This window comes from Cupriavidus sp. 8B, from assembly GCF_054589115.1.
Genome location: NZ_BAAILO010000317.1, coordinates 185,623 through 195,990, shown reverse-complemented (window position 1 = coordinate 195,990; position 10,368 = coordinate 185,623). Strand labels below are relative to the sequence as shown.

8 protein-coding genes and 1 pseudogene are annotated in these 10,368 nt (G+C 61.4%); 4 read left to right on the top strand and 5 right to left on the bottom strand.

The window, feature by feature from the left end:
* Positions 1 to 199 (top strand): hypothetical protein (locus ACYP5B_RS32050; protein WP_459572322.1); only part of this gene is annotated, 199 nt, incomplete at its 5' end.
* A 312-nt stretch (positions 200 to 511) separates the two neighbouring features.
* On the opposite strand, the gene ACYP5B_RS32045 is transcribed toward ACYP5B_RS32050, so the two are convergent.
* From ACYP5B_RS32045 to ACYP5B_RS32030, 4 genes and pseudogenes are all read right to left on the bottom strand, one after another.
* Complete coding sequence (locus tag ACYP5B_RS32045; protein ID WP_400093388.1) at positions 512 to 637, bottom strand: hypothetical protein; 126 nt, start codon at positions 635 to 637, stop codon at positions 512 to 514.
* A 141-nt stretch (positions 638 to 778) separates the two neighbouring features.
* Positions 779 to 1,495 (bottom strand): GntR family transcriptional regulator, encoded by a 717-nt coding sequence (locus ACYP5B_RS32040; RefSeq protein WP_400093390.1) that lies wholly within the window; start codon positions 1,493 to 1,495, stop codon positions 779 to 781.
* Positions 1,496 to 1,798: 303 nt separating this feature from the next.
* Entirely contained in the window at positions 1,799 to 2,773 is a 975-nt protein-coding gene (locus ACYP5B_RS32035) for a 2-dehydropantoate 2-reductase (protein ID WP_400093392.1), read from the bottom strand.
* A gap of 436 nt (positions 2,774 to 3,209) precedes the next feature.
* A pseudogene (locus ACYP5B_RS32030) lies at positions 3,210 to 3,380 on the bottom strand (DDE-type integrase/transposase/recombinase); the annotation flags it as partial.
* Between the two features lie 470 nt (positions 3,381 to 3,850).
* Here ACYP5B_RS32030 and ACYP5B_RS32025 point away from each other — a divergent pair.
* The 3 genes from ACYP5B_RS32025 (at position 3,851) to ACYP5B_RS32015 (ending at position 9,445) form a co-directional block, all read left to right on the top strand.
* Positions 3,851 to 7,276, top strand: a complete 3,426-nt coding sequence (locus tag ACYP5B_RS32025; protein WP_459572321.1) for an adenylate/guanylate cyclase domain-containing protein — start codon at positions 3,851 to 3,853, stop codon at positions 7,274 to 7,276.
* 533 nt (positions 7,277 to 7,809) lie between these two features.
* Complete coding sequence (locus tag ACYP5B_RS32020; RefSeq protein WP_318236126.1) at positions 7,810 to 8,121, top strand: helix-turn-helix domain-containing protein; 312 nt, start codon at positions 7,810 to 7,812, stop codon at positions 8,119 to 8,121.
* Positions 8,030 to 9,445 carry a type II toxin-antitoxin system HipA family toxin gene (locus ACYP5B_RS32015; RefSeq protein WP_459572320.1) on the top strand — a complete coding sequence of 472 codons (1,416 nt, stop codon included), beginning with the start codon at positions 8,030 to 8,032 and terminating at the stop codon, positions 9,443 to 9,445. The genes ACYP5B_RS32020 and ACYP5B_RS32015 overlap by 92 nt, the downstream gene beginning before the upstream one ends.
* A gap of 264 nt (positions 9,446 to 9,709) precedes the next feature.
* On the opposite strand, the gene ACYP5B_RS32010 is transcribed toward ACYP5B_RS32015, so the two are convergent.
* Positions 9,710 to 10,363 (bottom strand): glutathione S-transferase family protein, encoded by a 654-nt coding sequence (locus tag ACYP5B_RS32010; protein WP_459572319.1) that lies wholly within the window; start codon positions 10,361 to 10,363, stop codon positions 9,710 to 9,712.
* Between the last annotated feature and the right edge of the window lie 5 nt (positions 10,364 to 10,368).

Genomic DNA, 10,368 nt, shown 5'->3' with positions numbered 1-10,368 from the left:
CATCGCGCGTCTTCTGCTTGAGAGTGTCTTCGGCCGTGGTGGTCTCGGGCCGCGTGGATACGACTGCAGACATGTTTTGGTCTCCTCGTTGACTTTTGCGACTGGGGTGAACCAGCGTTACTGGTATCTCGATGCCCTTTCGCCCTTTGTTCGCCTACTGGCAATTGCTGCCGGTCTCGTGGCTTCGATCATCTGCTGACCGCCTTGTTGACATACAGTATGTGATATATCAAAAGGCCACAAGAAAAATTTGCATCTTTGATCTAAAAATTGACGATGCGGTGCAGCAGATAGCTGTTTTGTGCCGTGAACTGAGCGAAATCACTGAATTTGACCGATTCATTCCAGTTCCGCACAAGATTTCAGGTAACCAAATAAGCGTTTTTAAAATCACTTTATCCGCTTTATATATATTACATACAACATTTCACAAATTGTCCGGGTTATCCGGTTTCGCGGCTCGGCTGCGCCCGGCAGCACCAAAAGCGAGGAGACTGTGAACATTCACGGATCAGGACAAGGGGACCTGCGGACCTGCACCTGCACCTGCATCGGCGGCGATCCGGTCAGTGGCACGAATTTCATCGATCGCCTGAAGGTGTTCCAGGCCGACCACGGCACCGAGGGGCATCTTCATGCTCGGCAAGATCGGCGACTCGGCCGAGGAAGATGCGGCCCGGTCCCTGAACGACGCCCGCGCGAGCGGCAAGAAAGCCATCGCTAAGTAAGCAGAAGCGGCGGACAGGTCTGCCGCTTCTGCTTCAGCCCGCCCAGCTCATTACAGGAAATCGGCGTGCTTCTCGACGTATTCCGCCAGGTTGAGCGAGTGCTGCCGTACCAGTTTCTCGGCCAGCTCGGTATCGCGCTTTTCCAGCGCCTCGATGATGCGCAGGTGGTCCATGATCGAGCGCACTCCGCGTTCGCTCTGCGAGAGGGTCATCTTCCGGATCGCGCGCACGTGGATGAAGATGTTCTTGATCGCGTCCATGATGGCTTGGGACTTCGACAACTGCACGATCGCCTGATGGAAGACTATATTGGCGTCCGAGTATTCCTCGATATGCTCGGCCGGGGTGGCATCGCGGAAACGGTCGAACATATGCCGAAGCCAGGCGATCTCGTCGTCGGTGGCGCGCAGCGTGGCCAGGCGGGCCGCCATGCTCTCGAGCGCCGCCCACACCTGGATCATCTCGATGATTTCGCGCTTGGTCTTGCGCACAATGTAGATGCCGCGCCGCGGCACGGTACGCAGGAAGCCCGCCTGCTCCAGCAGCGTCATGGCTTCTCGAATCGGCGTGCGGCTCACGCCCAGTGCCTCGCTGAGGACCCGTTCGTCGAGCCGGATCTCCTCGTGTGACTGGTAGATGTCGGCGTCGGCAATGGCCTGCCGCAGCATCGCGTAGGCCCGGTCACGCAAGCTAGCCCCGGCATTGATGGGCTGCAGCGACAGGGTCAGGGCAGCGGGTTGAACCTCGATTTGGCTTTGCGCAGACATGAATGAACTTGTTTCGGACCGGGGCCGTGGCAATCGGAATGGCTGCCCCCGACGAGCCCGCACAACTTACCCAAGAACAACGCCTCATCAGCGCAAAGCACAGCGCAATCCGCCTTTGTCATGAATCACGAAGTCGGGGCATGGGCGAGTCTCAACATGGGAATATCACAACGACTGCAATGTCGGCCCGACGACGCGGCCCGCCGTGCCGCCGGGGTGATGCCGCGGCAGCCACTGCGCCGCATGAGTCACTCACTCGCGGCCGGCACAACGGCATCCGGCAGCTCGCTTGGCTCCCGCTTGCTAGGCCGCCTGCGCCATCCGCTCGCGCTGCTTGATCAGGGCAAGCACCGCGTCGATCATCGGCGTGCGCTGCCCGACCAGATGGCCCATTTCCTGCACCACCGTCAGGAGCGGATCGATCTCCATGGCCCGCCCCCCTTCCAGGTCCTGCAGCATCGAGGTCTTGTGTGCCCCTACAGCCCCTGCGCCATCGATACGCCGCTCCACGTCGACACGGAAGTGCACGCCAAAGCGTTCTGCAATCTGCTTGGCTTCCAGCATCATCTCGCGCGAAAGCGCTCGCGTGCCGGGGTCCGAGGTAATCACATCCAGGGTCGCATGGGTGAGCGCGCTGATCGGGTTGAAGCACAGATTGCCCCAAAGCTTGAGCCAGATCTCGTCGCGGATACTGTCTCGGATGGGTGCATCGAGGTCGGCGGCCACCATCATCTCGCTCAGGCGCCGCACCCGCTCGGACTTCGAGCCGTCCGGCTCCCCGAGCGGGAATTTCTTGCCGTAGACGTGGCGGATGACGCCGGGCGCGACGATTTCCGCAGCCGGATAGAGCACGCAGCCGATCGCCCGCTCCGGCCCCAGGCCCCGCCACTGGCGGCCACCCGGGTCAACGCTTTGCAGCGTGGTGCTGGCGTACTGGCCCCCGTGTTGATAGAAGTACCAGTAGGGAATGCCGTTGACGCCAGTTACCACCGCCGTATCCGGCCCCAGCAGAGGCTGCATCAGATCCACCACCCCCGGCACCGAATGTGCCTTCAGCGTGATGAAGACGTAATCCTGTGGCCCCAGTTCGCCTGGATCGCTGGTGCAGTTGACCTTCGCCACTCGCTGCTCACCGTCGATCTGCAGCGTGACACCGTTGGCCTGCATGGCCGCCAGGTGTGGACCCCGCGCCACGAAGCTCACCTCGGCCCCCGCGCGCGCCAGTTGTGCGCCGATATACCCGCCGATGGCGCCGGCACCATAGATGCACACTTTCATATTGCTGTCTCCCGCTGGTTCGTATTGATATATCACATACTATATTTCATCACGGGAGGCCACAACCACAATCTGAGGCGGCCGTCGTGCCATCGGCACCTCATGCGGGGCAAGGGCACGGTGAATGTACCAACGGCAGCTACAGGAGAGGGCCGTCGAGCTTGCTGTATGAATCTTGCTGTGTCGCCGGCGTGGCGCGTCGCCGCCTCGAGAGCATATTCAGTCCCTCGGCCTGGGCCGCGACTTGGTGTGGCATCCCGGTGTCGGCACAGAACCACCGCTCGGCGCCCATCTGTCACCCCGCGGCATGGCTACAGCCACCAAGGCATTTATTTTGGCGACAGCAATGTGGTGCATTACGCTGGACTCGCCGGATCGTCGCAATGCTGTTTGGCGAACCAAAAATAATGCCTGGCGCGGAGGGCTCTGCTGCAAATTACGGGCTCGTGCGAAGAACGGCGTTGAATTGACCTTTGCGAATGCGATGCATCAACTCGATGCCGGAGATCGTAACGGCTGCATTCCTGAAGCGTTTGCAACCGAGCATCGCATTGACCCTGGACTTGATGTTGCGATGATCCTGCTCGATCAAGTTGTTCAAGCACTTCGATGATCGCAACATCGTGTCCTCGGGCAGCAACGTCACGCGCGATGAGACGCCGCTTAACCGTCCAGTGTCATGGTTTTCGGAGCGCGCCCTTGACTCTTGATCGCCTTCGCGACGAAGGCCTTTTTCAAGACTATCTTTCGATCCACCTGATCGGCCTGTATCGAAGATAAAGCGGCCAGGTCATGCCCCGAGGACGCATTCAGATGGCCATGGTCACAAGCAGCAAGGCGAGATTGAAATTCTGAATGATCGCACGCTGTTCATCCTTGTCGAATCGGGCCGGCAGGGAGAACGAGAGCACTATTCTGTGTGTGCGCTGGTACTGTCGCCATAAGCAGTGGTACCGCGATGTGGTCAAAATGATGGCCGAGCTCGGACCGGGGTGCACGGCAAGCCGCCGATCTTGATGCGGAAATCGATAAGGCGTCTAATTGCTCAGAAGCAGGCCGAGGAAGTCGAGAGGCTATATGCGCTGTGCAAATTGCGGGTTCGAGAGTGCCATGAGAGCCAGATTCTGCGAGGCGTGCGGGACCAAGCTTGCACGGATCTGCCCGAATTGTGGCTACGAACTGAGTCCCACCGCCAAGTTCTGCAGCGAATGCGGCTCGCCCCTGAACGAGTCATCCCAAACGTCGTCCGCCCTCCCCCATCCCGCCGTTCCCGCGCCCATTCACTACACCCCTGCCTACTTGGCCGAGCGCATCCTGGCCGAGCAGGCGGCCCTGGAAGCCAGGGGCGCAACGGCCGGCGAGCGCAAGACCATCACGGCCCTGTTCGCCGACATGGCCGGCTCCACGGCGTTGATCCACGACCTGGACCCGGAAGAGGCCCGCCGCCTGATCGACCCCGTCATCGCCCTGATGATGGAGGCCGTGCACCACTATGAGGGCTACGTGGCCAAGTCCCTGGGCGACGGGATACTGGCCTTGTTCGGTGCCCCCATTGCCCACGAGGACCATCCCCAGCGGGCGTTGTATGCGGCGTTACGCATGCAGGACGCGATGCGCCGCCACGGTGGCCGGATCCGTCTGGAGCAAGGCATACCGCTTCAGATCCGGGTAGGAATCCACACCGGAGAGGTGGTGGTGCGCTCGATCCGCAAGGACGACCTGCGCACGGACTACGACCCGGTGGGGCACACGATCCACATCGCCTCCCGGATGGAATCGATGGCCACGCCCGGCTCCGTCCTCATGAGCGAATCCACCCATAAGCTGGCCGAGGGGTATTTCGAGTTCAAGGCCCTGGGGGCCACCCAGGTCAAGGGAATTCCCGCGCCGCTCGCCGTCTATGAGCTCCTCGGCCTCGGGGCGTCGCGCACGCGCTTGCAAGTGGCAGAGCGCCGCGGCTTGGCACGGTTTGTGGGCCGGGAGGCCGAACTAGAGCAATTGCGCGGGGCGTTGGAACAAGCCAAGGCGGGGCACGGGCAAATCGTCGGGGTGGTGGGCGACGCCGGGGTCGGGAAGTCGCGGCTCTTCCATGAGTTCAAGGCGCACTCACAGCGAGGCTGTCTGGTGCTGGAGACCTTCTCGGTTTCGCACGGCAAAGCCTTTGCCTATTTGCCGTTGATCGAGCTCTTGAAGAACTATTTTCAGATCACCGCCCAGGACGATGAGCGAGGGTGCCGCGAGAAAATCACCGGCCAGGTGCTGACCCTGGAGCGCAGTCTGGAAGACTTGTTGCCCTACCTGCTCTATCTGCTGGGGATCAGCGCGCCGAGTTCGGCATTGCCGCACATGGACCCCCAGATCCGGCGCCAACGCACTTTCGAGGCAATCAAGCGACTGCTGGTGCGCGAGAGCCTCAAGCAGCCCGTCGAACTCCTGTTCGAGGACCTGCAATGGCTCGACAGCGAGACCGAGGCTTTCCTCGCGTTTCTCATCGACCGCGTGGCGAGCGGGCGGATTCTCCTCCTCGTGAACTACCGGCCCGAGTATCAGCCTGGCTGGGGCCACCGAAACGACTACACCCAACTGCGGCTGGATCCCTTGGGCCAGGTCGAAGCCCAAGGATTACTCACTGCTCTGCTGGGCAATGATCCCGTACTCATGTCCCTCAAACTGCTCATCCTCAAGAAGACGGAGGGCAACCCCTTTTTCATGGAGGAGGTGGTTCAAACCCTGGCCGAGGAGAAAGCACTGCTCGGCGAGCCCGGACATTACCGGATCGAGAAGACCCCGCCTGCGCTGCATATCCCGACCACCGTACACGGCGTACTTGCCGCCCGCATGGATCGGCTCCCCATCGCGCAGAAGGAGCTGCTGCAGAGCCTTGCCGTGATCGGCAAGGAGTTTCCTTTGGGCCTGATCCAGCAGGTCGTCGCGCAGCCTGAGGACGACCTGCGCCGTCTTCTGTCCGGCCTGCAGGCCGCAGAGTTTATTTACGAGCGGCCAGCATTCCCGGAGGTGGAATATACATTCAAGCATGCCCTCACCCAAGAAGTCGCCGGCAACTCCCTGCTCACGGAACAACGCAGCGTGCTGCATGAACGCACGGCGCAGGCCATCGAGGCGCTCTTCCACACTCGGCTGAAGGACCACTGCGGCGAGCTGGCACACCACTACAGCCTCAGCGGCAACATCCCGAAAGCGGTGGAGTACCTGCGCTGTGCGGGGCAACAGGCCCTCCAGCGCTCCGCCAATCTCGAAGCGATCCGGCACCTCGGCGCGGCCCTGGAGCTGCTCAAGCACCTGCCCGACACACCAGAACGCGCTCGCCAGGAACTCACATTGCAGCTTACCCTCGGTCCGGCCTGGATGGCCGCCAGAGGTTATGCCGCCCCGGAGGTGGAGGTGACCTATACCCGCGCGCTGGCATTGTGCGAGCGGGTTGGGGAGACGCCGCAGCGCTTCTCAGTGCTGTTGGGACTGCGGATGTTTTATCAATTGCGTGCGCAGTACGAAACGGCACATGAGCTGGGTGAGCGGCTGCTCAGCTTGGCTCAGGACGCGCAAGACCCGGAGTTCCTCGTGGAGGCTCATAATTTATTGGGGACGACGTTGTTCTTTCTGGGCGAGTTCAGAGTCGCTCGTGCCCACCTGGAGCAGGTGCTGGCCCTCTATGATCCGGAGCAGCATCACGCCCATGCTTATCTGTATGGGCTGGACCCGGGCATACGTGGGCTTACGTTTTTGGCCTGGATCCTGTGGTATCTGGGCTATTCGGATCAGGCCCGCAAGCGAAGCCAGGAGGCGCTTACCCTGGCCCAGGAGGTGTCTCACCCCCATAGCCTGGCGCACGCCCTGGTGTTTGCCGCCGAGCTCCATCAGCTTCGACGGGAGGCGCAACTAACCCAAGCATGCGCCGAGGCCGTCATCACGCTCTCGACCGAGCAAGGGTTTCCGTTCTGGTTGGCTTGGGGAACCATCCTTCGGGGCTGGGCGCTGGCCGAGCAGGGAAGCAGCGAGGAGGGAATCGCCCAGATACGCCAAGGCCTGACCGCCTACGAGGCCACGGGGGCTGAGCGGGCACGGTCGTATTTTCTGGCGCTGCTGGCCGAATCCTATGGGAACGCGGGGCAAGCCAAGGCGGGACTGATCGTGCTGGCCGAGGCGCTGGCGATGGTGGACAAAACAGGAGAACGTTGCTACGAAGCGGAGTTGCATCGGCTCAAGGGAGAACTGCTGCTCCATCCGTCGAGCGTCCAGACCCACGCATCCACGGGCCACGAAGACGCTGAAGCGTGTTTTCACAAGGCGATCGCGGTAGCCCGCCACCAAGGCGCCAAGTCGCTGGAGCTGCGCGCGGCGCTGAGCCTGGCTCGGCGATGGCAACGACAGGGCAAGACGGAGACAGCCCGACAGAGGCTGGCCGATATCTATGGCGCCTTCACGGAAGGCTTCGACACCGCTGACTTGCAACAGGCCCAGGCGCTGATCGAGGAGCTAACGTAAGCGAAGGGAGACGCCCGGGCCCATCTTCGAGTGCGGTTGTCGAGGATCGTTAATTCTGCGAATGGCGACCACTAATTCTGCGAACGTGGCGTGACGTAGGCAACCAGCCGAAGAACGGGTACTTCCGCAATGTCCGTGGTGCGACGAACAGTTGCCCGAGAAACAATGAGCGTTTGGTGGCGCGGTCAGGACAATGCGCGCCAAGGCCGAAGGATTCACTGCTTCGCGACCCAGTAAATCGTAGCCCGCCATCGGGTGGGCTTTTCGACAGGATTTGAATCAGCCGGCGAAGCGCCGGTTCAGGCTTCTGCCCGCTGTTCCTTGAACAGAACAACCGCGCAGAAACTCAGCTGACCCACGCCATACCGTCATTATGGCATCGTTACGCCTTCCTTTCCGGTAGTTATGTTATATAAAAGCACAATACGCCTGCTATAGCGGGTATATCAACGTCTATATTGACATACCGACATAGATACCGGAGCATACGGTATATCCGCCTTTCCGGACGTACTTGCCGAGTAACCTACGTTATGCCTGCTATCCGAAGCACATCGACAGGTGATGAAATCGCTGCTGAAATCGGTGCGCGACTGCGCTCCAAGCGCCTAGAACGCAACTTCACGATCGAAGACCTGGCGAAGCGCGCCGGGATCGGCCGGACCGCTCTAGGCGATCTGGAGGCCGGACGGGATGTCCGCGTATCCACGCTGGTGAAGGTAATGCGAGCGCTGAGCATGATCGGCAGCCTAGATGCGGCCTTCCCGGATACCTTGCCATCAAGCGAAGCGCTGTCTGCGCGAGGCGAAGTCCGCAAGCGCGCCTATAAACCCAAGGAGCGATAGTTTGGTGACGCAAAGGAAGTCGCGCTCGCCGCAGCGTGCCCGTCCGGCACAAGGCGTTCTCGCGAGCGCCCATGTCCTCATGCACGGCCAGACCGTCGGTGCCGTCACTGAGTTCGATAACGGCCGGATTGGCTTCAACTATGACCCGGAGTACCTGGGCACCGGGGGACCGAGCATTTCCCCTGAGTTCCTGCCATCCCAGTCAGGCACGTTCGAGTTTCCCGAACTGCGGCGGGTCGACGCGTTTCTGGGTCTGCCCGGCGCCCTGGCGGACGCGCTGCCGGACACCTTCGGCAACCTGATCATCAAGAAGTATTTCGAGGACCGAGGCGAGCCTGACAAGGCGATGAGCCCCGTGCAGCGCCTGCTCTATATCGGCGACCGCGCAATGGGGGCGCTCGAGTTCCGGCCAAGGATCGACCGGCGGGCGACGGCTGGTGAGAGCGAAGCCCTTGAGGTTGGCACGCTCGTGGAGGCCGCGCGCAAGCTCGTGGCCGGGGAACAGGATGGCGCGATCCAGGAACTGATGCGGATTGGTGCAAGCGCCGGCGGCGCGCGGGCCAAGGCGCTGATTCTTTGGAACCGTCGGGATAAGCAGATCCGTTCCGCGTTCGTCAAACCGCGTAAGGGCGAGGAAAGCTGGCTGATCAAGTTCGGCGGCGTCGAGTCGGCCAACCCGAATGACCATCACGCCCAGCCTTTCAATCGAGTTGAGTACACCTACGCTCTCCTGACGAAGGAACTCGACATCGACATGGCGCCGGTCGACTTCATCGAAGAGGACAACGGCCGCTTCCACTTCCTGACCAAGCGATTCGATCGCAGCGAAGGCGGTGGCCGAGTGCATATGCACAGCCTGGCCGGTCTCACGCACATCGACTACAACATCCCGCGCGCCTACAGCTACGACCAGTACTTCCGCTGGATCCGGGCCTTCCAGATGCCCCATACAGCGATCGAGGAAGCCTACCGCCGAATGATCTTCAACGTAGTGGGACGCAACCAGGACGACCATGTAAAGAACTTCGCTTTCCTGATGTCACCCACCGGCGAATGGAGCCTGTCACCCGCCTATGACCTGACGTTCTCCGCAGGCGCTGGTTACACGCTGCAGCACCAGATGACCATCGGCGGCAAGGCGGACAATTTCACCGTGGACGACCTGGTCGACTTCGGCAAGAAATTCGATGTGGCCAATCCCAAGGCCGTGATCGAGCGCACCGTCGATGTCTTCAGCGGCTGGGCGGCGCTGGGCCAACACTGGAAAGTAGCACCGAAGGAGATTGAGGCGCGCGCCGGGCGCCTGCGCCTGTTTAAACTCTGAGCGCTTGACTTCTTCTCCCGCCTGAAGAGGCCGGAGATTCCTACTGCACAACCCGATGTGATGGCTAGTCGCATCAGTGGGTTCCTGCGCCGACGCCCCAACGGCAGGCGAAGTATCTCGACAGGCAAACTGGGCGTGCCCCGCCCTTAAAACATTGATCGCGCCGACCACGTCGGCGTGTCCCTCGACGCAGCACTCCACGCACATGCTGCGCTCGTGTGCTGCGATTCTCGGCCTTCTTTGCCTGGCAGGTATCCTGGCCGCTCAGAACTCCATATCCAGCTCGTCGATCTCTTCGGGCTCCCGCCCTGCCGCCTCCATCCATTCCAGCATCTCCGGCAACGCCATGATCGTGCGGCAATAGCCTTCCGATACCACATCGAGCTTGACCTCATAGGTGCGAAACCGGGTGACAACTGGCGCATACATGGCATCGGCCATGGTGCGCGCTCCGAACAGATAGGGCCCGCCATAAGCCGACAGGCATTCGCGCCAGATGGCGGTGATCCGATCGATATCGCTCTGGGCGCGCGACCAGACCTTGAAACCGGAGCGGTGGACGCGCAGGTTCATCGGCAAGGCTGCGCGCATGGCGCTGAATCCCGAATGCATTTCGCCGCAAATCGCCCGGCAGTGGGCTCGGGCAATGCGGTCCTCGGGCAAAAGCCGAGCCTCCGGCCGCACTTCGTTCAGATACTCGGCAATGGCCAGGGTATCCCAGATCGTGACACCCTCGTGTTCCAGTCGCGGCACAAGGGTCGAGGGCGACAGCAGCAAGAGTTCCGCGCGGCTGGCCGCGTCCGTCACCGGCACCAGGATCTCCTCAAATCCCAGCCCACTGAATTTCGCCAGCAGCCAGCCGCGCAGCGACCACGCGCCATAGTTCCTGCTGTTGATGGTCAGGGTTGTCCTTGACATGGCGA

What these genes read in the sequence shown, in the direction of transcription:
- ACYP5B_RS32015 (WP_459572320.1), top strand. Translation starts at nt 8,030, where the DNA reads ATGCGGCCTTCCCGGATACCTTGCCATCAAGCGAAGCGCTGTCTGCGC.
- ACYP5B_RS32045 (WP_400093388.1), bottom strand. Translation starts at nt 637, where the DNA reads ATGAAGATGCCCCTCGGTGCCGTGGTCGGCCTGGAACACCTTCAGGCG.
- ACYP5B_RS32010 (WP_459572319.1), bottom strand. Translation starts at nt 10,363, where the DNA reads ATGTCAAGGACAACCCTGACCATCAACAGCAGGAACTATGGCGCGTGG.
- ACYP5B_RS32020 (WP_318236126.1), top strand. Translation starts at nt 7,810, where the DNA reads ATGCCTGCTATCCGAAGCACATCGACAGGTGATGAAATCGCTGCTGAA.
- ACYP5B_RS32040 (WP_400093390.1), bottom strand. Translation starts at nt 1,495, where the DNA reads ATGTCTGCGCAAAGCCAAATCGAGGTTCAACCCGCTGCCCTGACCCTG.
- ACYP5B_RS32025 (WP_459572321.1), top strand. Translation starts at nt 3,851, where the DNA reads ATGCGCTGTGCAAATTGCGGGTTCGAGAGTGCCATGAGAGCCAGATTC.
- ACYP5B_RS32035 (WP_400093392.1), bottom strand. Translation starts at nt 2,773, where the DNA reads ATGAAAGTGTGCATCTATGGTGCCGGCGCCATCGGCGGGTATATCGGC.